This is a genomic window from Candidatus Francisella endociliophora (assembly GCF_000764555.1).
GTDB classification, from domain to species: Bacteria; Pseudomonadota; Gammaproteobacteria; order Francisellales; family Francisellaceae; genus Francisella; species Francisella endociliophora.
Genome location: NZ_CP009574.1, coordinates 1,895,940 through 1,919,710 on the forward strand (window position 1 = coordinate 1,895,940; position 23,771 = coordinate 1,919,710).

A 23,771-nucleotide genomic window follows, 5' to 3' on the forward strand; every position below is an offset into this window, starting at 1 on the left:
TGGAGTAATAAATGTACGCGATAATTAAAAATGGCGGTAAGCAATACAAAGTTAAAGAAGGCGAAGTTGTTAAACTTGAGAAATTCGATCTTGGTATTGGTGAAAAAGTTGAGTTTGATACTGTTTTAATGGGTCAAACAGCAGAGGGCGAAGTTAAAGTAGGCGCTCCTGTTGTAGAAGGTGCTAAAGTTGTAGGTGAAGTTGTAGAACAAGGTCGTCATAAGAAAGTTAAAATTATGAAGTTCCGTCGTCGTAAGCACAGCATGAAGCAACAAGGTCACCGTCAGTATTTTACAGCGGTAAAAGTTTCATCTATTAGTTTATAATTTTATTAAGAATATTTAAGGAGTATACAAATGGCTCATAAGAAAGCTGGTGGTAGTACTAGAAACGGAAGAGATTCAAACCCTAAGTATTTAGGTGTTAAAAGATATGGTGGTGAATTTGTTAAAGCAGGTACTATTATCCTGCGTCAAAGAGGTACTAAGACTCATCCAGGTGTAAATGTTGGTTGTGGTAAAGATCACACTTTATTTGCTCTTAAAGATGGACATGTTAAGTTCCATACTGGTGGTGCTTTAAACCGTAAATTCGTATCAGTAGACGAATAATAATCATTATTTCTAAATAAATTTTTCTTGCAATAATATCTGTAATTATTTATAAATGTAAGTATCAATAAAGCTTTTTGGATGCTTATACTTATGAAAAATATAATCTCAAAAATTTTAATATCTTTAACCGTGCTATTTACGGTTAATACAGTTGTGTATGCAGATGATAATTTAACTCCAGCAAATGATTCTGTGCCTTTGCAATTATCTGTATTTAAAAACTTTCCTAGAAATCCTGATGTGACAGGGCTTAGACTTAATTTGTTTTATGGTAAGAGCGCTGATGTAACAGGCTTAAACTTTTCTATACTTGGGCTTTCTGATGTAGATAACTTCACAGGGCTTGAATATGATATGTTCTTTGGTGCAAATAGAGTTAGAGAACAATTTAAAGGTGTTTCTTTCAGCATTTTAAATTGGCATCAAGGAGATGATGTGGGCGCAAACTTTGGTGGCGTAAATATCGTTAATAATATTTTTGGTGCAAACTTTGGACTAGTAAATTTAACTACTGATACAACGGGGTTAAATTGGTCTGCAGTAAATATATCAACAAAAAATTCAAGTGCTGATATTGGTTTAGTAAATATTGCTGGTAGTACAACCTTATTTCAATTTGGTTTTATAAATGTAACAGGTCATATAGGCGGCTTGCAAATTGGACTACTTAATTTTGCTAAAAATGGTTTCTTACCAGTATTTCCTATTATTAACTTCTAATTTATAAGATAACTACTTATATCTATCTACTTCCTTTTAGTACAGCTATATAAATTTGATATTTAGTTTTTAAGCATGTAAGGTATTTATATACTAGAAAATAAAATTTGGGAGAAGTTTTAGTTTAGTTTGTTAATCTCACTCAGGTAGTTTTTTGCTATCTTATTGTAAATTTTCATGATTAACAACGTTCACTTGGTATGTTTGATCAAATAAAAACAACATTTAAAAATTCGTTTGGTAATATTATAGAGTGGTATGATTTTTCATTATACGGTTATTTTGCAACAGTTATATCCGCTCAGTTTTTTTCACAAGAAAGTCCATTTGTAGCAATTATTGCAACATTTGGAGCTTTCGCTGCAGGTTTTATAGCTAGACCTATTGGTTCAATATTCTTTGGCAGGTTGGGTGATAGATTAGGGCGACATTATGCTATGAATCTAGCTATTATTATGATGGGAATACCTACTATAGTTATGGCTTTTCTTCCTGGCTATAGTTTAATTGGTATTTGGGCCCCTGTGTTATTGGTAACAGTACGTATTTTACAAGGATTGTCTGCAGGTGGTCAGTTTGGTAATCTTATGACAATAACTTCAGAGGATGATAATCAATGTTATCGAGGTTTTAATTTAGCTATTGCTTATTCAACATCAGTTATTGGGTTTTTGCTAGCATCTGGAATAAGTTTTTTAACTGTAAGTTTACTGCCTCAAGAGTGGCAGTATTATGCTTGGAGAATACCATTTGCATTAGGTTTTATACTTTTGCTATTACACTTTTTCTTCAGAGAAGATGATAAAATTCAAGAGGAAATTAAAGGAGAGGAAAGCACAAGTCTTGAAATAAAACCAATGGAACAGCTTTTTAAACATTATAAGTGGAGACTTTTTCTTATAATTGTATTATCAACAACGGCTACGGTTTTTTATTATTTAGATGTTACATATATGGTTACGTATATGGAAAGACAACTAGGACTTAGTTTATCAACTGCATTAGCTATTAATACTTTAAGTATTATCGCTATGTGCTTGATAATGCCCTTATTTGGTTATCTTTCAGATGTATATGGTCGCAAGAAGACTCATATAATAGGGTATCTATTACTATTAGTTACTACAGTGCCAATGGTTATGCTTATGCAATTACAAAATATTATTCTGATTGCAGTAATGGTTATCTCTATGGCTATGCTGACAGCTGTGATTCAAGGTGTCTCTACTCCATATTATACCGAAATATTTCCATCAAGAGTCAGAGCAACTGGCTGTTCTATAGGGTTTGGTTTTGGTGCATCACTATCTGGCTTTGCTCCAATGATAGCTACTATTGTAATGGGATATACTACACCCACAATAGGCTTATGTTTATTGTTAGTTACAGTAGGTATAATTGGTTTGGTAATAGCTATAATTATTCCTAATGCCCAAGTTGAGACTAGAAGGCTTAATTGTTTGAATAGTTAATAATTGTTATACTACTTTTTCTTTTGAAGCTTAGTAGATATAAACATAGCAGCCAGGACTCCTACTATAATAATGCCAATCATAATAGTTGCTAAAGCATTAATTTCTGGGGTAGGGCCATTTTTAACAGTAGAGTAAATATACATAGGTAAGGTAGGGTTATCACTACCTGCTACAAACTCTGTTACAACTAGATCATCTATAGATAGCGTAAAAGTAAGTAAAGCAGCTGTTATAAGTGCTGGAATCAGTTGCGGTAGTGTAACTGCAAAGAAAGTTTTGATAGGTCCTGCACCTAAATCTAGAGCGGCTTCTTCTAGTGATATATCTACGCTAGCAATTCTTGATTGCATTACAATAGTTACATAAGCTGTACACATTGTTACATGTGCAATTACTACAGTCGTAGTGCCTCTCTCAGCAGGCCAGCCTATAATGTGCTGTAAAGTTGAAAACATCAAAAGTAATGCAACACCGAGAATAATATCTGGTAGCACTAGCGGAGTTGCTACTAATCCGTATAAGAAACTTCTAGTTCTAAAGAATGTAAATCTAGTCATAGCATAAGCTACAATAGTCCCGAGTACAGTTGCAACAACTGATGTGATTGTAGCAATCTTTAGGCTGGTAAAAGTCGCATTGATAATATCTTCATCATTAATGACTTCATGGTACCAATCAAATGTAAAGCCTCCCCATAAATTGATAATTTCAGAATTACTAAATGAAAATACTATAAGAATTATTAATGGAATATATAAAAATACTAGACCAAGTATGAGCATAATGTTACTAAAAGTAAATTTTTTCATAGTTATACCCTTATACAAAAGTTCGTTTTGCTTGAATGCGTTGCATCCATAATATTGGTAAAACAAGTATTACTATTAATACTACTGAGATAGTAGCAGCCATCCCCCAGTTGTTTGATGTAAAGAACTCTTCCCATATAATATTACCAATCATTAGAGAGTCCATTCCTCCCATGATTTGTGGTACAACAACCTCACCAACTGCTGGAATAAATATAAGTAAACTTCCAGCGACTAATCCAGGCATGGATAAAGGAAGTGTTATCTTAAAGAAAGAATTTATAGGTCTTGATCCTAGGTCTTCAGCAGCATCATATATACTCGGATCAATCTTTATAAGAGTGCTATAAAGAGGCAATACTAAAAATGGTAAATAACAGTAAACCATACCTAGATACATTGAAAAGCTATTGTATAACAAAGCCATACTTGGTAAACCTAAGTCCATTAAGTATTGATTTAATGTATGATTACCTAGCAAAGTAACCCAAGCATAAGTTCTAAGTAGAAATGAGGTCCAGTATGGGATAACTATTAGGATTAGAAAAAATATTTGTGTGTTCTTATCAGCTCTTGATAGGGCTAATGCCATAGGGTAGCCAATTAATATACAAAGAATGGTAGTTATAAGTGCCACTTTTAATGAGTTAAGTAGTGCTATAAATACTAAGTTGTAATGTATTAGTTCTACATAGTTTTTTAAATATAGAGTAAAGTTAAGGGCTTCATTTTTGTAAGTTAAAATAGATGTGACTGGAGGAGTACCATCTGCAGGTAAGGTAAAGCTTATTCCTACAACAAATAAGAAAGGAACTAATAAAAAAACTACAAACCATGTGAAAGGTATAAAGTATGCAAAAACATGCCTAAAACTTTTTTCTAAATTTTGCATTATGAGTACAACACCATGATATTTTGTGATTCCCAAGTTAGATATACTTCATCTCCCCAAGATGGATGATCAGCATTTCTCTCAATATTAAAATCAGTAGATTTAATAATTCCATTAGCTGTTCTGACATGGTAAGTAGATAATCCACCCATATATGCAATATCCTCTACTTTACCTTTGATACAGTTTATAGGGTTTTGAGGGTTATAATCTTCAGGTACTTCTTTGCTGATAACAATTTTTTCTGGGCGTAAGCCAATCCATATTTCTTGATCTTCAATAGCTTCAATATTTCTTTGTAAGACAAAGGTAGTGTTAGCTTGTTCAGAAGTTATAACACTACGAGTTCTGCTAACCTCTTCAACACGTCCCTCAAATATTGTACTTTTACCAATAAAGTTTGCTACAAATTTACTTTTAGGGAATTCATAAATTTCTGATGGCGTACTAACTTGCTCAAGCCAACCATCTGTCATAATTCCTATGCGAGTAGACATTGTCATAGCCTCTTCTTGGTCATGAGTTACCATTATAAATGTACTACCTGTTTGCTCTTGGATATCAACAAGCTCAAACTGCATTTGGTCACGTAGATTCTTGTCTAAAGCAGATAATGGTTCATCTAATAATATTAATTTTGGTCTTTTTGCTAAGCATCTTGCTAAAGCTACACGTTGGCGTTGACCACCTGATAACTGATGAGGCTTTCTTTTTGCAAGATGATCCATCTTAATGATTTTTAGAGCTCTATCGGTAGCTTTTTCAATATCTTCTTTATTAAGAGATTTTTCCTGTTTTAGACCAAACATGATATTTTGTTTAATAGTCATATGTGGAAATAAAGCGTATGATTGAAACATCATATTAACAGGTCTTTTATATGGTGGCGTAGTTGACATATCAACACCATCAATAATAATTTTACCATCTGTAGGCTTTTCAAATCCGGCAAGCATCCTCAGTAGGGTACTTTTACCACTACCAGAGCCACCTAATAGTGAGAAGAACTCTTTAGGATAAACATCTAAATTTACTGAGTCTACAGCTAAAAGGCCATCCTCAAATTGTTTAGATATATTTTTAATAGAAACAATGGGTTTCTTTGATACTTTATTCATTGAGTTTATATCCAAAAAAAGTATTTAAAAAAAGATGGTTAATAATAAGCAATTTTCAAAGAGAAAAAAAGGAAAAAATGATGGTTTTAGACAATTAATTTTAATACAGATTTGACTAATGAACTTTACTAAATACTTTATTAACTTTTTTAGAAATTAAGAAGAAAAATACTGAGATAAAAGCTGTAACTATAGCTAGAGTTAAGAAGATTTTTAAATATAAATGGTTTGTTCCAAGTGCTGTAATATTTTCAGCATGAGTTTGGTTTCCAATAGCATAGTTTGAAACAGGGCCCGATATAACAATACCAATGGCTACACATATAAACATATACCCGGTGAAAATACCTTGATGTATTGGTTTTATTAAATCACCTACCATTGCATATGTTGTAGCATTTACATGAACTTCCCCAGCTGCAATAAAAAACATAAGAATCACAGGATATGCAACATTTACAATTCCTGTTTGAGGATTAGCAAGTAATATCCCTAGAGGAACTACTAAGAAAGCTATCACATTTAACAATATACCTCTAGCAACTAAAGTTCCTGGTCCAATTGGATTATGTTTAGTGAGACGCTTTTTAGTATATATGGCTAATAATATACCTGAAATAATTACACCAAGGTTTTCAAAAGCGTTTATCATTGCAGGCTCTATATGTATACCAAATAGAGATTTGTTAGTATTAAACTCTACAAAATTTTCAAATGCTGAACTCATCATTCCTTGAACTAGAGCATATACAATCATTGATGAGCTTAGGATAACAAATACTAATATTTTTATACGATATTCATTATCGTGAGTTATAGCTAACCTAAATAGATAAATAGCAACAGCTATAAATACGATTACAATTAGGTGTGGCCCATATTCTGGGTTATTCATCAAAAGTAATGATAATAAAAAGCAAGCAATTAAAATTGCTGGAGCTACAACATATCTTCTATTGAGTTTATGAAAAGTATTTGAAAAATAAGTGTCGTGATCATAAACATTTTTATAGTTTGCAAGATGTATTAACAAAGAGATAAATAAAAATACAGCAGCTATATAAAAAGCATAAGTATAGTCACCATATCCTTGTATTATTCCTGCAATTATAAATGTTCCAAAAAAGCCAATGTTCATACAGCTATAGTTGATAGAGAAAGCAACTCTTCGTCTACCATCATCTGAGCTAAAACGTTGTGTTAACATCATATTTACACAACTAGTATTTACCCCTGTACCAGTTACAAACATTGCTAAACCAATTAGAATTATGTGGCTATCACCACGGTTAGCTATAAAAAACATACTTACTATTTGGAGTATGAAGCTAATAACCAATAGTCCTCTAAAACTGAAATATCTTCCGCCAACAGCACCACCTAAAAAGTGTAATAGAAAGTTAAGAGCAAAAAAGCTTGCTGTGATAGTATTAGCTTGAGTCTTTGTAAAGCCTGCGTCATTAGATAGGTAGAAGTTAAGTAGACCAAGTAGAGTTGCAAAACCAAATAGACTAAATACTTGAATAAGGTGAATCTGAATAACCCCTTTGGGCATTTCTTTATAATTAAGCATAGTTTTCTTTTTTGAAATTAAAAATAAGACATAAGAAATAGTATAATATAAATAATTAACGTTTAGAAATGCAAAAGCTACAAAACTAATGAGAAATATAATATTTGACTTCGACTCAACTTTAATTAAAAAAGAGTCTTTAGAAATTATCCTAGAACCATTACTAAAAGAATCTCCTGAAAAAATATTTGAGATAGAGAAAATAACTAATTTAGGTATGCAAGGAGATCTAGATTTTAGAGAATCTCTAGAAAAAAGGTTAGCAATGGCTAGTCCAACAAAACAAAGTATAAAAGACTTTGCTGATAAGTATTGTCCAGATATTTTAACCGATGGGATTGCAGAGTTGATAAAACAACTTAAATCTAATGGGGATAATATTTGGATATTTAGTGGAGGAATAGCAGAAAGTATAGAACCATTTGCTGATTATTTACAAATTCCGAGAGAGAATATCTTTGCCGTTGAAGTTAATTGGGATAATGAAGGGAACTTTGATTGTTTAGATAATTCCAACGGCGCTTGTGACTCGAAACTTGTTGCATTTGAAAAAGTTAAAAATAGATTTGAAGGTGAAGTTATAGCTATTGGCGATGGCTATACAGATTATCAACTTTTTGAGAAAGGGGTTGCTGATAAGTTTATAGCTTATGTGGAACATGTTGAAAGAAAAAATGTACTAGATAAGGCTGAATCTGTAGCTATGGATGTTGGAGTGTTGAAATATTTATTGATTTAGTTTGTTGTTACTAAGTATGGAATGTATAAAAGAAATAGTAAGAATAATAATTCCAATTGAACCGCTAAACCATTCTGGTATATGTATAAATACTTTAAGTAATAAGATTGCAGCTAAAAAGCCAATAGCATAGTGGGCTCCATGCTCTAAATATATATATTTTGCTAGAGTCTTTTTTTCAACAAATAATATTGTTAAAGATCTAACAAACATTGCACCAATACCTAGACCTATCATTATAATTATAATATTCGTAGATATTGCAAATGCACCAACAACTCCATCAAAACTAAAAGAGGCATCAATTATTTCTAGATAAATAAACCCCATTAAGCCATTACGAACTATATTCGAGGAGCTTATTTGGGGAGTATCAAAGAAAGAGTTTAGTAATCCGATGCTTTCATGAACAACTATACCAAGTATATATGCAATAGCTAAGCTGCCTTGAAGATTGTTTTCTGAGTTGTATATAAGTATAAGTCCAACGAATACAGCAAAAAGTATATATCCACCATTATAATCACGAATTTTTCGTGTAAGGATATTATTTTCAATTAGTGGTATCCAATGATGTCCTTCATTCTCACTAAGAAAAAAGTTTAAGAAAACCATTAGTAAAAAACTACCTCCAAAGCTGCATATATATGGCATTGAGTGCTCTAGTATTAGTTGATATTCTTCAGGGTTATGTAGGGCTAAATTTATAACTTTATGAAAATTAATATCACTTGAGATACTAACAAGCAAAATTGGAAAAATTAATCTCATACCAAACACAGCTATGGGTAGGCCTATGAAAATAAAAGCCTTTTGCCACTTTTTGGGCATTTGTCCTAGGATTTTTGCATTGATTACAGCATTATCAAAACTTAAAGATATTTCTAATATTGCTAATATTAATATAGAATAAATTATAGCTAGAGGATTTGTTGGATAAAAAAAGACTCCTATAGCAAGACCCAAGAACGTTATAAAGAATGATCCGTAAAAGTATTTTAAATTTTTCAAAACTATCTAGTTGCTTATGTTTTATAACGTAGTGATTTTAACATATAATAGAGCAGTAATTTATATTTTAAGGTAGTAGTATGTCGATAGCTTTGTATACAATCATTTTTTTAGGTATTAGCTTTTTTTTATGGCGGAATTTTATGAAAAATAAAGAATATGCTGTAGATGTAGCAGAAAGGTCATCTGCTAAATATAATCTAGATTTGTTGGATGCTACAGTTTGCTTACGCAAAATAAACTTAAAGTTTGAGAATAAAAGGCTAGTCTTTTATAGAGTATATTCTTTTGATTACAATACTGTCAGTTCAGACGATAGGTATAGAGGATATATCGTTATTAGAAATGGTAGATTAGATGATGTTGTAATATCAGAGTTTGAAAAAGCAGATATTGTACAAGAAAATATTGTTTCGGAACAGACTGCATCTTCTACGACAAGAGAGCCAGCCAATAACGTTATTAATTTTAATGAGTAGGGGAGATTATGATTCATTTACATCAGTTACCTAAGCTAAAAGACAAAGAATATAGTTGCAGTCCTTTTTGCATGAAACTAGAGTTGTATCTAAAAGCTATGGACTTAAATTATCAAAATCATTTTAACTTGGAGTTTAACAAATCCCCAACTGGCAAGATGCCATATATAGAAATGGCGGGTAAAAAATTTGCTGATAGTAATTTAATAATACAAATGCTTGAGCAGCAAAATGAGAATAGTATTGATGAGCATTTAACTTTAGAGCAAAAAGCAATATCAATAGCATTTATACGATTATGTGAAGATAGTCTATATCCAATTGGAGTTTATAGTCGTTGGGCAGATAAAAATAATGACTCATGGAAAAAAGATTTTATTGAGTCTACAGGTTTGCCTAAGGCAATGGCTACTATTGTATACCCAGTTGCTAGGAAAAATGTATTACGTCAGCTAAAAGCAAATGGGATTACTAAATTAACAAGTAGTGAAATTTATTCAAAAGCTGAAAAAGATTTACAAGCAATAGCTGACTTTTTAGATTCAAGATTATATTTCTTTAATGATAAAACTTCTCTTGTTGATATAGTTGCATTTAGTTTTATAAAAAATTTAAGTGATGGTAGTTGTGGTAAAAAAATACAGAATTTTGTTAGTAATCTAAACCTAGCTGCTTTTATGGAAAATATGCAACAGAAATTTGATATTAGGTAGTTGTTATGGATGTAAATTTTCTTGAGTTAAATATATCAACTTTAAGGAATAATATTTCTATAATTAAGGAATATACACAAACTAAATTTTGCCTTCCTGTTAAAGCAAATGCCTATGGCCATGGATTACAAAATATAGTTAGAAATACGAGTGATATTGTGGATTTTTATGCTATAGCATGTGCTCGCGAAGCTTTGGAAGTATATGAGGTTAGCTCTATGGTTCCAATTTTAATATTTGGAGTCGTTGAAGATGAGTATCTTGAAGAATTAATTTTAAAAGGTATAAGAATAAGTATTCATCGTTTTAAGGATATTGACAAAATAGAGTTTGCTGCAAAAAAATGTTCAAAGATAGCTAATGTGCATATATTTATCAATACTGGTATGAATATGTTAGGAATTGATTGTAAGCATGCTGAAGATATTATCCAAAAAGCTAGAAGATCAGAATGGTTAAATTTGGAAGGGGTCTTTAGTCATCTAGCTTGTGCTGATGAAAATAATCATCCATTTAACAAGTTGCAGATAGATCGATTTAAAAAAGTTTATGATTTTACAAAATCTGTAGATAATCAAATAATTTGTCATTTAGCAAACTCTTATGGGTGTATAGGTCAAGCTAATATTAGCTTTGATATGGTTAGAGCAGGTATATTAAGTTATGGTTTTTTGCCTAAGTTCAAGGTAGACAACGTATTGCAGGAGATAAGACCAATTGCAAAGCTGACAACTAAAGTTATAAAAATTATAGACTTAGAAGACATGCTGGAAGTAGGGTATTCAGTTAGTTATACTGGTCAATCTAGTGAAACTATTGCGATATTACCAATTGGTTATGGAGATGGTCTTCCTAGAGAGTTGGGCAATATTGGCGTTGTCTATATTAAAGATAGAAAATATCCTATTGTAGGAAAAATAAATATGGATGCCTTAGCAATATCCTTAGGTAGTAATACTGACAAAGTAAAAGTCGGTTGTGAAGTTGAACTTATATCCGATAATCCATCAATGCAAAACAGTGCGAAAAGCCTTGCAAAGAAATTAAAAACTATTGAATACGATATTATAACTACTTTAAATCAAAGAGTTGTTAGAAGAGATGTGATTGTGAAATAAGCTTTACTTTTAGGAGCTTAGAACATAAACTCAATATCTCAGTACGCAAAAAATATTTTTTTATGATAAAAAGTAAGCTAACAATTCCTAGTCTCATAGCAATAGGTATAGGGACTATAATGGGTTCTGGCTGGATGTTTTCTGCTCAATATACTTCTGAATATGCAGGGCCTGCTTCTATATTATCTTGGATAATAGGGGCGCTTATGATGATCTTTATAGCATTAACATTTGCTGAAAGTTCAACGATTGTTCCAGTTCAAGGCTCATCATCTAGAGTACCTCACATTACTCACGGAACTTTGTTAAGTTATATATTTGCTTGGATTACATGGATATCATATTTAGTTTTAGCTCCTATTGAGGTCCAAGCTGTATTGCAATATGTAGCTGTTTTTTACCCTAATTTAATAGAACCCGCTACCGGAGCTCTTTCTGTAGATGGAACACCTGTTGCAATAGTTTTATTATTGACTTTTTGTATTTTTAATTTTTATTCCTTAAGGTGGCTTGTTAGAGCTAATAATATTATTACCTTATTTAAGATTTTAGTTCCTGGAACTATAGCTATTACTCTTATAGTTTTTTGTTATACACTTCCGGAACTAAAGTCTAAGGCTTTTGAAACAAACATGAGCTATATGCCTTTTGGTGTTAATGGAATGTTTGCTGCAATATCTCTTGGAGGTATTGGGTATGCATTTGTAGGATTTAAAACAATTGTTGAGTTAGCCGGTAATACTAAAAATCCAGCAAGAGCAATACCGATAGCAACAATTAGTACGATACTTATATGTTTAGGTATATTCTTGATTCTTCAAGTTGCGTATATAATGGTTGTCTCTAAGTATGTACATAATAATGTTTGGGATTTAAATACTATAACCAAGGGGAATAGTTCTAATTTTGGTGCTTTTGCTTTAATGGCCCAACATTTTGGCCAAGTTTGGATGATGTATCTATTGTATTTTGGTGCTATCTTATTTCCTCTTGTGGCTGGACTTTTATATTTCTGTGTGGCTTTGAATTCTTTAAATGCTATGGTGTCTAATGGTTATATGCCAAAGATGCTTAATAAAGTTAATCCACTTGTAAACAAGCCAATCTATGCAGTGGGATTAAATTTCTTGATTGCTATGATAATGTTTGCACCGTTTCCTGGCTGGAAAGCAATGACTGCATTTTTGACATCTTTAATATCATTAACATATCTTACAGGTGCAACTTCTACAATAGCGATGAGGCATAAGCTACCAGATATTGATAGACCTTTTAAACTAAGATGTGTTTATCTTGTTTCTGTGCTAGGAGTATTCGCTTCAAGTATGGTTTTTTTATGGAGTGGCTGGAGCATAGTATCAAAATCAGGGTTTGCTATCTGTATAGCGATTTTTATGCTTGGAGCATATAGAAAATTTGGTGCTGAGAAATCAGAGAGAATTTCCTGGAACTTTAAAGAGTCAATTTGGTTTTGGTTTTATATTGTAGCTGTTTCTATTGTTTCATATTTTAGTACATTTGGTGGGACTGGTGCTTTAGATATTTATAAGGCAGCTATTGTATTATTAGTTATTAGTTATATAACGATTATTTTGGCTAAACACTATTGTTTATCAGCAAAACAGATGCAGCAAGGAATAAATAAAGCTCTGCATATTCAAGCAAATAGTTAAACTATATTTAATTGTTACTATTTTATTAAAATCTAAAAAACTGTATCATTCATTATTAAGAATCTAATTTATACTATTTCTTTATGATTAAAGTTTCTTTTCAAGGAGAACATGGCGCTTATTCTGAGCAAGCGATAACTAATTTTTTAAAGCAGCAAAGTATTGAAGAGTTTGAAACTATACCTTGCTTGTCTTTCTTCGATGCTATTGAACATACAATTGCAGGTAAATCTGATTTTGTAATAATTCCAGTTGAGAATTCATTAGCTGGATCCGTTGTACCTGCTTATGATGAATTAATCAAAAGTAATTTAAAAGTCAAAGCAGAGATAGTTCTTAAAATTAAACATTGTTTGATGGGATTAAGTGATGTTGAGTTTTCAGAGGTGGAGAGTGTAATATCTCATCCGCAAGCATTATCTCAGTGTGCAAAAAGTCTTAAAAAGTTAAAGCTTACTCCAGAAGCATTTGCAGATACAGCTGGTGCTGCTAAGTATATTTTTGAGAAAAACAAAAAAAATCATTTAGCTATAGCAGGAGAGCTTGCTGCTGAAACATATGGGTTAAAGATTTTTCAAAGTGAATTTGAAGATGAACATTTTAATTATACTCGTTTTTTATTGATGGGGCGTGAGGATATAGAGGCTTCTTCAATAGATGAAAAGTATAAAACTACTATTATCTTTTCTGTAGAAGATAAATCGAATGCTCTTGTTAATACTTTGAATGTTTTTGGTAAGCATAATATTAATCTAACAAAGATAGAATCTAGACCATCTAGAAATAGGGCATGGAACTATTTGTTTTTTATAGATTTTGAAGGGTCAGAAGATGATACATCTGTGCAACAAGCTCTTTTAGAGGTATTAAAGAAGAGTACTTTTCTTAAAATTTTAGGATCTTATAAAAGTTATCATTTTAATTAATTAGGACCAAATTGATGAAAAAAATTATTAGCATTATCCTGATAAGTATTAGCTTGTCATTCTGTTATGCACAAGATGATATTACAGTTTTATCTTTAAATGATTTTCATGGCCAAGTCGAGCCTAATAAAAATATGGTGGGAGCACCTAAGATAGCTAGCTTTATTGAGAAGTATCGTAAAACTCACCCAAATCTAGTTGTAGTTGCAGCTGGAGATAATTATCAAGGTACAGCAATTTCTAATATATCTCATGGGGATGTTGTTAATGAGTTTTTTGATTATATAGGACTTAAGTATTCTGCTGTTGGTAATCATGATTTTGATTATGGGCAAAAGTGGTTTAAGCATTGGTATAAAACGAGTGATGTTAGATTTTTAGCAGCAAATATTCGTTATGTAAATGATGCTTTATCTGGTTATATAGTGAGGTTCTTCACAGAAAAATACTCTTTAGATTATATAAAACCTTTTGGATATCAGACATTACCAAGTGGGAAAACTATATACTTTATCGGTTTATCAACTCTTGAAACACCAGAAACTACAGCTGAAAAAAATATTTCAAATCTTAGTTTTACTAATCCAGTTATTGCTGCAAATAAGTGGATTAAATACATTAATGATTATAAAAAACATGATATTCCAAAACCTGATACTATTGTTTTATTGACTCATATTCCTACAGATCAAGATAATACAAATATTTTCTTTAGTAAAAGAAAAGACCTAAATGGGGAGTCCGAAATATATGCGGTTGTAAATAATGTTAAAAATATTTCAGCAGTATTAACAGGGCATAGTCATAAATTTGTAAATGGTACAAAGAATGGTGTGGTTGTTGAGCAAGGCGAAAGCCAAGGTAAAGATATTAGTGTGTTACACTATGATTGCCACACTACAAATAGATGTGTTGTAACACCAGAAGTTGTAAATCTTGCAAAAGCTACTAAAGATCTACAGCCCAATAAACAAGTTCAAGCTATTATTGATAAATATAAAGATTCTGTAAAAGACGAATTAGAAAAAGTTATTACAAAAGCACCAGTTGCATTACCTCAACATGGTCAGGATAATTTTTACAATTCTCCATTAGTCTATACTTTTGCAGATATTGTCAAAAATCAGACAGATAGTGATATTGGCCTATTAAATGGTAATGGTGTTAGGCGATCGTTACCAAAGGGTGATATAACTTATGGAATGATATATGAGTCTATGCCTTTTGATAATATGATTGTAACTTTTGACATTAAAGGTAAAGATCTTTTGGATGTTATTAAACATAGCATAATACAGAAAGGTGATGTTACTACTGGGGTATTAGCAGGTGCTGATATCCAGTTAGATAAATCTGCTAATATCCAAAAAGTTGTCATAAATGGTAAACCTTTAAAGAAAAATAAAATTTACAAACTTGCGACTATGGACTTTATCTATACCGGAGGAGATGGTTTTTCTTTTAGAGGTGTTAGCAATTATAAAGATACCAATATAACAGTTAGAGATATGATTGTTAACTATTGGTCTAAGTATCCAGCAAATATTGCAAAGGGCTGGCAAAGTATTAAAGCCCAAAATTAGTATATGCAATATCAAATAAAGATTCTTTATAAAAATGTAAAAAACTTAAAAATCTCGCTAGATAAAGAAGGCGTTATAACTGTGACATCTCCAAAAGGAGTAACAAAAAAAGAGATACATGAGCTTTTAGAGTCAAAAAAAGCATGGCTTAATAAACATGCAAAAAGATTATCTCATCATAGTAAATATGATTATCAGAACTATCAATTAGAGGATGGTGATAATATTTACTATTTGGGTAGAGAGTATTTGGTCAAGCTTGTTGAGTCAAAACAGAATCTGATAGTTGAACATGATGATTATCTAGAGTTTTTATTAAATCCAAGTGTAATCTGTAACAGAGTGTTTAAGCTACAGCTTCTTGAAGAGTTCTATAAAGATAGGGCAGATATCATCCTTAATAATCTCGTTGCAAAATATCTTAAAATCACAAATCAAGATATCCAAAGAGTAACAATCAAAAAGACAAAAACTCGCTGGGGTTCTTGTAATCATGTCAAAAAGACAATCAATCTAAACTACAACCTTGTGTTGAGAGATATTAAGGCTATTGAGTATGTAGTACTTCATGAGATAGCTCATCTAACACATCCAAATCATTCTAAAGAATTTTACGGTTATATTGCAGAGTATATGCCTGATTGGAAGGCAAGAGAAAATCAACTTAAATAATAAACATTGTTTTATCGTCATTTGTTATCAAAAATCAGTTGGTTTAATAGAGAAAAGTATTATAGAATGATTTGAGTATTTATCTTTATAGGAGTTCTCATGGAAAGTACTTTTGAACTTTTTTCTATTGGTGTCGGGCCATCATCTTCTCATACTATTGGGCCTATGAGGGCTGGATGTGATTTTATTAATTTATATTCAGATAAATTAGCAGAAACTACACGGGTGCAAATAGATTTATATGGCTCTTTAGCTTTAACTGGTAAGGGGCATAAAACAGATTATGCGGCAGTTCTCGGGATAATGGGTTTCTTACCAGAATCTGTAGATATTGAATTAGCTAAAAAACTTTATGGGCATTGTTTGATACATGAGGAACTTGATCTAAATCAAAAGTTTAATATCAACTTTAACTATAATAGAGATATTGTTTTTCACTATGATGAATTCTTACCTGAGCATTCTAATGGGATGCGCTTTTCTTTATTTAAAGAAGAAACTCTACTTTGTGAAAAAGAGTATTTTTCTATTGGAGGTGGATTTATTGTTGATAAAAAGCAAGTGAAAAAAGATGAAGTTCCGACTGAAAAACCATGTAATAAACCATATAAGTTTGCAACGATGGCACAGCTTAGACAATTATGTGAGCAGGAGCAAAAAACAATTGATGAAATAATGTTTGAAAATGAAAGGGTTGCATATGGTGAACAAGAGTCTCTTAAGAAATTATCTGAGATTTGGAATGTTATGGAAACATCCATTGAAAAAGGTTTAACTTGTCCAGAGGTTGAACTACCTGGAGGTCTTAAGGTTAGAAAAAGAGCTCCTAGTATGATAAAAAAACTTAAAGCAGCCAATATTGAAAATACAGACTTTAATTACTTAAATGCTTTTGCAATTGCTGTAAATGAGCAAAATGCATGTGGTGAAAGAGTTGTGACAGCCCCTACAAATGGTGCTGCAGGGGTAATTCCTGCTGTTTTAAAGTATTATCTACAAACACATGAGGTTGTAAATAGAGAAGAATTGCAGCAGATTATAAATAAGTACTTATTAGTTTGTGCAGCTATTGGAATTTTATATAAGTCAGGGGCATCTATCTCTGCTGCTGAAGTTGGTTGTCAAGGTGAGGTCGGTGTAGCTTGTTCAATGGCAGCGGCAGGTTATTGTGCTTTGCTTGGTGGAGATATTGATTCTATAGAGTCGGCAGCTGAGATTGGTATGGAACATAATCTTGGTCTTACGTGTGATCCTATTGGTGGTTTAGTGCAGATACCATGTATCGAGCGTAATGCTATGGGAGCAGTTCAAGCTATAAATGCAGCTAAACTTGCTCATCTAGATAACGGAGAAAAACGTTTTGTTGGTTTAGATTATGTGATTAAAGTTATGTATGAAACCGGCCTTGATATGTGCAGTAAGTATAAAGAGACATCTCTCGGTGGACTTGCAACAAACGTGCCTGTTTGTTAAAGTTAGTCAGGCTCATTTATGCTGGTATAAACTATACTATTTTAGTATAATATTCTTGTTTAAGTTTCTACAAAGTTTATTTTGATTATGTATGATGTAAATAAAATTAGAAAAGATTTCCCTTTTCTAAATCAAACTATAAATAATAAGCCAATAGTGTTTTTTGATACTGGAGCATCTGCACAGAAGCCTCAATGTGTTATTGATGCTGTAGCAAAGGCTTACACTTTTAATTATGCTAATGTGCATCGAGGGGTATATTCACTAAGCCAAGAAGCTAGCGATAGCTACGAGAATGTTAGGCTAAAAGTTCAAAAATTTATTAATGCAGAATCATCAAATGAGATAGTTATCACGAAAGGAACTACTGAAGCAGTTAATCTTTTAGCAAGTTCTATTGGACACTCTATGGTTTCTGCTGGTGATGAGATCATCATAACAGAAATGGAACATCATGCGAACTTTGTACCATGGCAGATGCTTTGTGAAGATAATGGGCTTACATTCAAAGTAGCAAAAGTTAAAGATAATGGCGAATTAGATGTAGATAGCTTGTTATCATTAGTAACAGAAAAAACGAAAGTTTTAGCAATCACTTTATGCTCAAATGTTTTGGGAACTATCAACCCTGTAAAGGAAATCATAAAAAAAGTAAAGACTATCGTTCCAAATATTATTAGCGTTGTTGATGGGGCGCAGGCTGTTATACATTCAAAGGTTGATGTACAAGATTTAGATTGTGATTTTTTTGTATTTTCTAGTCATAAGTTATATGGTCCAACAGGTGTTGGTGTTTTATATGGCAAGTATGATTTATTAAAAAAATTGCCGCCATATAATTTTGGTGGTGATATGGTTGAAGATGTAACTATTTCAAAAACTACGTTTGCGCTACCTCCATATAAATTTGAAGCTGGCACCCCAGATATTGTTGGTACAATAGGTTTTGGTCAAGCTATCGACTATGTAAATTCGATAGGTATGGGAAATATTGCAAAGCATGAACAAAAGTTGTTGGAATATGCGACAGCAGAGCTGAAAAAAATAGAAGGTCTACATATTATTGGTGAAGCTAAACATAAGGCTGGAGTAATCACTTTTGTGATAGATGGTTGTAATGCTGGAGATATTGGAGAGCTATTAGCAATTAAAGGTATTTGTGTTCGTACAGGTAAACATTGCGCTCATCCTTTATTATATAGAATGGGAGTTACATCAACTACACGTATGTCCTTTGGGATGTATAATACTTTTGAAGAAGTAGACTTGTTTATCAAAGCATTGCAAAAAGTAATATCACAGTTAAAATAAGCAAATTAAAATTTTAGAGGTTAGGTTTATGGTAGAGGTTTTTGACCCGACAAATAGTAATATTTTAGAAGTTACAGAATCGGCAGCAAAGCATTTTCAAAAACATTTAGCTAAGCATGAAGGAGCTGTAGGTATTTATGTTGGTACAAAAGTTATGGGATGCTCTGGGCTAGCATATGATATAGATTTTGTTTTAAAACAACCTGATAATACTACAGAAATTGATCAGCATGATCTTAGATTTTTTGTATCTAATAAAGCTATGGATTTTTTAAATGGTTTGAAAATAGATTATGTTAAGCATGAATTTGGTTTATATAAGCTAGAGTATACAAACCCAAATGAATCAGCTCGTTGTGGTTGTGGTGAGAGTTTTACAGTTTAGGAATTAGGATTGATGAAAGCAACAGATGTAACAATTGTTAGAAGACAGGTTAAAGCAATAGCAGTACCTTTTGGAAATGAGGTTGAGCTTATGCCTGGCCAAGAAGTATTGGTGACTCAAGATAAAGGTGGCAGCTTTACACTAAATGTTAATGGTAATTTACTTCATTTAGATGGTAAAGATGCAGATGCTATAGGTAAGCAGGTGGTTAAATATCCTGTTGAAGGGTATGATATAAAGCCAGGCGATCCTATAAATATGGATGCAGTTTGGGATCAAATGAAAACTGTCTATGATCCTGAGATTCCTGTGAATGTTGTAGATCTTGGATTAATTTATAATGTTGTAACTAGAAAACTAGATAATGGCAATTTTCATGTAATCATTGATATGACTCTTACAGCTCCTGGTTGTGGTATGGGACCAGTTCTTATGACAGATGTTGAAAGAAGGGTTGCAATGCTTCCAAATGTTGACAAAGTTGATGTTGTGATGGTTTTTGATCCTCCTTGGAATTCAGAGCTTATGACAGAAGAAGCAAAGCTTGAATTAGGATTATTCTAAAGTATAACTTTGTTAGCTTTTTTTATAATGATATAATGCTCTTCAACTAAAGACAAAGATATAAGTTCAAAACTTCAATGAAAAAAACTTTTGCATTCGCATTATTAGCATTACCGTTACTATCTTTTTCAAAACAGGAGATTAAGTTAGACCAATTTACATATGACAGCATAGATCCGAACAGAGTTACTTTTGTAAGATCAGATTATGCTATGCCAAATATTCCAGTTGTTATTAAAAAAACCAATGGTGGGTTTCCTGCATTAGGAAAATGGATGATAGATTCAGATGGTCAAGTTGCTCATTGGCTAGGAGATCGTAAAATAAATGGTAAGAAGGATAGTCGATATACTTTAGAACCAATCAATGTAGAGTTTTTCGTTAAGGCGACGTCTGAATTAGATGCATTTACAAAGGTAGATAGTTTCCTAACAGATAAAGATACTGGATTTGGTAATGTAAGTAAACTGCATTCATCAGGGTATCAAGCCTATATAGGTGAAGACATATATAACCAATTTCAAAATAAGACTTATTCTGATAATTATCCTTTTATGCAAAATGATCATTTACGTATTTTTGGTTCTACAAAAAGTTATAATGGTTATTATGTAATGACTGGTTCATGTAGTGAAGAGTCCGGTTTATTTAAGGTTGAAGATAAGCGTAGTGAGATGAATAACTTAATGTTATTAATACATCACTTCGTGTCATTTAATCATTGTCGAGATTTATTATATAAGAATGCTAAAAAACAAGGGATAAATACCCAATATATTAAAATGAATAATACATTCTTAGATGATAATTTCTCTACTCGTGATCATGATGGTAATGCTGTTCAAATTATTTTATAATAACTCTTCATACTTAAATCTTATTCATCTTTTATGAGCAAAATAGCAATTTATCCAGGAACATTTGATCCTATTACAAATGGCCATATTGATTTAGTAGATAGGGCGTTAAACATATTTGATGAGATTGTCGTGGCTGTATCTACGGCATATGGCAAGAAAACTCTTTTTGACCTTTGTAAAAGAGAGCAGATGATAAAACAAGTTTTTAAAGATAGCCCAAAAGTTAAAGTAGTTAGTTTTGAAGGGTTATTAGTTGATACGGCAGCTAAGCATAATGCTTGTGCTATTGTAAGAGGACTTAGAGCAGTATCTGATTTTGATTATGAATTTCAAATGTCTAGTATGAATAATAAACTTAATAGTGATATTCAGACTATATTTTTAACACCTAGTGAAAAATTCTCTTGTATATCATCAACTTTGGTTCGAGCTGTTGCAGTACATAATTATACTCGAGTAGATGAATTTGTTCCAGAGTGTGTATTTAGAGAAATAGAAGCTAAATATAATAGAGGTTAGATAAATGGCGTTATTAATAACAGATGACTGCATCAATTGTGATATCTGTGAACCAGAGTGTCCAAATGAAGCTATTTTTCAGGGTGAAGAGTATTATGAAATTGACCCTAATAAATGTACAGAATGTGTAGGGCATTTTGAGGAATCTCAATGTACAAAAGTTTGTCCAATTCGTTGTATCATAATAGACCCAGATAATACTGAAACCAAAGAGCAGCTTTTGGGTAAGTATAGAAAACTAGTCTCTTGAGCTAGATAGTTAAAAAAACTTGAAAAAATATCCTTAATGCTGTATTGTGATTGCGTTATAATTTAATAATTGACTATTACTAAAATAAAAGTTTTTAAAAAGGAGTTTTTGATGAAACTAAGAAATATTGTATTAGCTACTTCTGTGCTACTTGGCACGGCTACAGTATCATTTGCAGCTACTGGTGATAATATGGATATGGATGCATCTACAGATGTTGCAACTACACCAGCAACTCAAGCAGGTGCTTCAGATTCATTAATTAGTCCTTTGACTAATACATATAGTGCATTAACAAACAAGGATAATACTTGGGGGCCTCAAGATAGAAGTGGACAATGGTATTTAGGTGTTGGCGCTAATGGTATGGCACAGAATGTGAATTCAAGTTCAGGAGCTGCTGCTAACTTTATTCTTGGTTATAACATCAATAAATACTTTGCAGTTCAATATAACCAAATCGTAGGTAAGCATTTTGCAGGTATAGGTGAAGGTGTTATTAATTTAAGTAATAGCACAATGTTTACGCCATATGCTGCAGCTGGTGCTGGTTGGGGTAACCTATCTGGTAAAGCTACTGGTGCATGGGATGTTGGTGGAGGTCTTAAGTTTGAGCTTTCTAGAGATGTTCAAGCTAGTGTTGACTATAGATATATCCAAACTATGGCTCCGAATCCTGTTGCTGGTTTAGGACAACAAGCTAATGCGGCAGGTGGAAATAACTTAATAGGTGCTGGAATTACTTGGTTCTTTGGTGGTAAAGATAATACAACTAATGATACAGCTAATATTGAAGATAATGGTGCTACTACCGCTGCTGAAACTACAGCTATGCCTACAGTTGATGAAACTAAATATGTGTTACCAAAAGGTATTCAACAATGTGAAGGGAACTTTAACTTAACTAAAGATGGTGTTGCATGTTATACAGTAGATGGTGATGATGTAACTGTATATTTAGATACTAAATTTGCTTATGATAGCACAGATCTAAATTCAAAAGGTAAAGAAGCTATCTCTTCATTTGTAAACTTCATAAAAGATAGTGATATTGCATCTGTGACTGTTAAAGGTTACGCTTCTCAAGGAACTACAGGTGAAGAATTTGAAGTATATAATCAAAAACTTTCTGAAAAGAGAGCAGAAGCTGTTGCTGACTATATGAAAGGCTTAGGTCTTGATAGTGAAAAAATCGTTACAAAAGGCTTCGGTTACAATGATACTTTAGACGGTGTTGATAAATCTGATGCTAGTAACCAACGTGTACAAGCTAGCGTATCAGCTCCTTTAAAAGAAGAAAAATAATTATTTCTTATTATAGTTATCTTTAATTTATTTCCATATTTTTTAAATAAATATTGTATTTCTTTTGTTCTATATTTATAATCATATCGTTTACTTATTTTTATTTTATAAGTAATATTTTAATTTAAAATATAAAAGTTTTTAAAAAGGAGTTTTTGATGAAACTAAGAAATATTGTATTAGCTACTTCTGTGCTACTTGGCACGGCTACAGTATCATTTGCAGCTACTGGTGATAATATGGATATGGATGCATCTACAGATGTTGCAACTACACCAGCAACTCAAGCAGGTGCTTCAGATTCATTAATTAGTCCTTTGACTAATACATATAGTGCATTAACAAACAAGGATAATACTTGGGGGCCTCAAGATAGAAGTGGACAATGGTATTTAGGTGTTGGCGCTAATGGTATGGCACAGAATGTGAATTCAAGTTCAGGAGCTGCTGCTAACTTTATTCTTGGTTATAACATCAATAAATACTTTGCAGTTCAATATAACCAAATCGTAGGTAAGCATTTTGCAGGTATAGGTGAAGGTGTTATTAATTTAAGTAATAGCACAATGTTTACGCCATATGCTGCAGCTGGTGCTGGTTGGGGTAACCTATCTGGTAAAGCTACTGGTGCATGGGATGTTGGTGGAGGTCTTAAGTTTGAGCTTTCTAGAGATGTTCAAGCTAGTGTTGACTATAGATATATCCAAACTATGGCTCCGAATCCTGTTGCTGGTTTAGGACAACAAGCTAATGCGGCAGGTGGAAATAACTTAATAGGTGCTGGAATTACTTGGTTCTTTGGTGGTAAAGATAATACAACTAATGATACAGCTAATATTGAAGATAATGGTGCTACTACCGCTGCTGAAACTGATCAAGCTTAATCAAAACCTTTTATCTTATTAGAATTTGTAAAATATAATTCTCTTTTTTAATTTATCTTCAAATATATAAAAAAGCATAAGCTTGTTATATAATTTGTCCACTTA

The 23,771-nt window shown here is 32.1% G+C and carries 25 protein-coding genes and 1 pseudogene; 21 read left to right on the forward strand and 5 right to left on the reverse strand.

The window, feature by feature from the left end:
- Positions 1-11 precede the first annotated feature (11 nt).
- From rplU to QI37_RS09265, 4 genes are all read left to right on the forward strand, one after another.
- Positions 12-326, forward strand: coding sequence for a 50S ribosomal protein L21 (gene rplU, locus QI37_RS09250; RefSeq protein WP_040010512.1), 315 nt, complete (start codon positions 12-14; stop codon positions 324-326).
- 30 nt (positions 327-356) lie between these two features.
- Positions 357-611 (forward strand): 50S ribosomal protein L27, encoded by a 255-nt coding sequence (rpmA, locus tag QI37_RS09255; RefSeq protein ID WP_040010513.1) that lies wholly within the window; start codon positions 357-359, stop codon positions 609-611.
- A gap of 93 nt (positions 612-704) precedes the next feature.
- Positions 705-1,334, forward strand: a complete 630-nt coding sequence (locus QI37_RS09260) for a hypothetical protein (RefSeq protein WP_200883198.1) — start codon at positions 705-707, stop codon at positions 1,332-1,334.
- 200 nt (positions 1,335-1,534) lie between these two features.
- The gene (locus QI37_RS09265) at positions 1,535-2,806 is read left to right on the forward strand and encodes an MFS transporter (protein ID WP_040010514.1); all 1,272 of its coding nucleotides are present in this window, start codon (positions 1,535-1,537) and stop codon (positions 2,804-2,806) included.
- 11 nt (positions 2,807-2,817) lie between these two features.
- Here the strand turns inward: QI37_RS09265 and QI37_RS09270 are convergent, their stop codons facing one another.
- The 4 genes from QI37_RS09270 to QI37_RS09285 all read right to left on the reverse strand — a co-directional run bounded on the left by QI37_RS09270 (position 2,818) and on the right by QI37_RS09285 (position 7,201).
- Positions 2,818-3,618 carry an ABC transporter permease gene (locus QI37_RS09270; protein WP_040010783.1) on the reverse strand — a complete coding sequence of 267 codons (801 nt, stop codon included), beginning with the start codon at positions 3,616-3,618 and terminating at the stop codon, positions 2,818-2,820.
- Between the two features lie 10 nt (positions 3,619-3,628).
- On the reverse strand, positions 3,629-4,510 hold the full coding sequence (locus QI37_RS09275) for an ABC transporter permease (RefSeq protein ID WP_040010515.1): 882 nt from the start codon (positions 4,508-4,510) through the stop codon (positions 3,629-3,631).
- Positions 4,510-5,628 (reverse strand): ABC transporter ATP-binding protein, encoded by a 1,119-nt coding sequence (locus tag QI37_RS09280; protein ID WP_040010516.1) that lies wholly within the window; start codon positions 5,626-5,628, stop codon positions 4,510-4,512. The genes QI37_RS09275 and QI37_RS09280 overlap by 1 nt, the downstream gene beginning before the upstream one ends.
- Before the next feature lie 115 nt (positions 5,629-5,743).
- Positions 5,744-7,201 (reverse strand): POT-type proton-dependent oligopeptide transporter, encoded by a 1,458-nt coding sequence (locus tag QI37_RS09285; RefSeq protein WP_040010517.1) that lies wholly within the window; start codon positions 7,199-7,201, stop codon positions 5,744-5,746.
- Between the two features lie 88 nt (positions 7,202-7,289).
- Here QI37_RS09285 and QI37_RS09290 point away from each other — a divergent pair, with 88 nt between their 5' ends.
- Positions 7,290-7,940, forward strand: coding sequence for an HAD-IB family phosphatase (locus QI37_RS09290; protein WP_040010518.1), 651 nt, complete (start codon positions 7,290-7,292; stop codon positions 7,938-7,940).
- Here QI37_RS09290 and QI37_RS09295 read toward each other — a convergent pair.
- A complete protein-coding gene (locus QI37_RS09295) occupies positions 7,929-8,951 on the reverse strand; it encodes a DUF475 domain-containing protein (protein WP_040010519.1) in 1,023 nt (340 codons plus the stop codon). The genes QI37_RS09290 and QI37_RS09295 overlap by 12 nt on opposite strands.
- A gap of 80 nt (positions 8,952-9,031) precedes the next feature.
- Here QI37_RS09295 and QI37_RS09300 point away from each other — a divergent pair, with 80 nt between their 5' ends.
- From QI37_RS09300 to QI37_RS09375, 16 genes and pseudogenes are all read left to right on the forward strand, one after another.
- Positions 9,032-9,430 (forward strand): DUF3301 domain-containing protein, encoded by a 399-nt coding sequence (locus tag QI37_RS09300; RefSeq protein ID WP_040010520.1) that lies wholly within the window; start codon positions 9,032-9,034, stop codon positions 9,428-9,430.
- Between the two features lie 8 nt (positions 9,431-9,438).
- Entirely contained in the window at positions 9,439-10,143 is a 705-nt protein-coding gene (locus QI37_RS09305) for a glutathione S-transferase family protein (RefSeq protein ID WP_144242730.1), read from the forward strand.
- 5 nt (positions 10,144-10,148) lie between these two features.
- Positions 10,149-11,261, forward strand: a complete 1,113-nt coding sequence (alr, locus tag QI37_RS09310; protein WP_040010522.1) for an alanine racemase — start codon at positions 10,149-10,151, stop codon at positions 11,259-11,261.
- A gap of 62 nt (positions 11,262-11,323) precedes the next feature.
- Positions 11,324-12,934, forward strand: a complete 1,611-nt coding sequence (locus QI37_RS09315; protein WP_040010523.1) for an APC family permease — start codon at positions 11,324-11,326, stop codon at positions 12,932-12,934.
- A gap of 83 nt (positions 12,935-13,017) precedes the next feature.
- A complete protein-coding gene (gene pheA, locus QI37_RS09320) occupies positions 13,018-13,860 on the forward strand; it encodes a prephenate dehydratase (RefSeq protein WP_040010524.1) in 843 nt (280 codons plus the stop codon).
- Between the two features lie 14 nt (positions 13,861-13,874).
- Complete coding sequence (locus QI37_RS09325) at positions 13,875-15,443, forward strand: bifunctional metallophosphatase/5'-nucleotidase (protein ID WP_040010525.1); 1,569 nt, start codon at positions 13,875-13,877, stop codon at positions 15,441-15,443.
- A 3-nt stretch (positions 15,444-15,446) separates the two neighbouring features.
- Positions 15,447-16,115 carry a M48 family metallopeptidase gene (locus QI37_RS09330; protein ID WP_040010526.1) on the forward strand — a complete coding sequence of 223 codons (669 nt, stop codon included), beginning with the start codon at positions 15,447-15,449 and terminating at the stop codon, positions 16,113-16,115.
- Between the two features lie 99 nt (positions 16,116-16,214).
- A complete protein-coding gene (locus QI37_RS09335; RefSeq protein ID WP_040010527.1) occupies positions 16,215-17,588 on the forward strand; it encodes an L-serine ammonia-lyase in 1,374 nt (457 codons plus the stop codon).
- Positions 17,589-17,675: 87 nt separating this feature from the next.
- On the forward strand, positions 17,676-18,899 hold the full coding sequence (locus tag QI37_RS09340; protein ID WP_040010528.1) for an aminotransferase class V-fold PLP-dependent enzyme: 1,224 nt from the start codon (positions 17,676-17,678) through the stop codon (positions 18,897-18,899).
- Between the two features lie 28 nt (positions 18,900-18,927).
- A complete protein-coding gene (locus QI37_RS09345) occupies positions 18,928-19,284 on the forward strand; it encodes a HesB/IscA family protein (RefSeq protein WP_040010529.1) in 357 nt (118 codons plus the stop codon).
- A gap of 12 nt (positions 19,285-19,296) precedes the next feature.
- Positions 19,297-19,848, forward strand: coding sequence for a putative Fe-S cluster assembly protein SufT (gene sufT / locus QI37_RS09350; protein WP_040010530.1), 552 nt, complete (start codon positions 19,297-19,299; stop codon positions 19,846-19,848).
- Between the two features lie 77 nt (positions 19,849-19,925).
- Positions 19,926-20,705 carry a hypothetical protein gene (locus QI37_RS09355; protein ID WP_040010531.1) on the forward strand — a complete coding sequence of 260 codons (780 nt, stop codon included), beginning with the start codon at positions 19,926-19,928 and terminating at the stop codon, positions 20,703-20,705.
- Between the two features lie 33 nt (positions 20,706-20,738).
- Positions 20,739-21,227, forward strand: coding sequence for a pantetheine-phosphate adenylyltransferase (gene coaD / locus QI37_RS09360; protein ID WP_040010532.1), 489 nt, complete (start codon positions 20,739-20,741; stop codon positions 21,225-21,227).
- A gap of 4 nt (positions 21,228-21,231) precedes the next feature.
- A complete protein-coding gene (locus QI37_RS09365) occupies positions 21,232-21,477 on the forward strand; it encodes a YfhL family 4Fe-4S dicluster ferredoxin (RefSeq protein WP_040010533.1) in 246 nt (81 codons plus the stop codon).
- A 111-nt stretch (positions 21,478-21,588) separates the two neighbouring features.
- Positions 21,589-22,782, forward strand: coding sequence for an OmpA family protein (locus tag QI37_RS09370; RefSeq protein WP_040010534.1), 1,194 nt, complete (start codon positions 21,589-21,591; stop codon positions 22,780-22,782).
- Positions 22,783-22,940: 158 nt separating this feature from the next.
- A pseudogene (locus QI37_RS09375) lies at positions 22,941-23,654 on the forward strand (porin family protein); the annotation flags it as partial.
- Between the last annotated feature and the right edge of the window lie 117 nt (positions 23,655-23,771).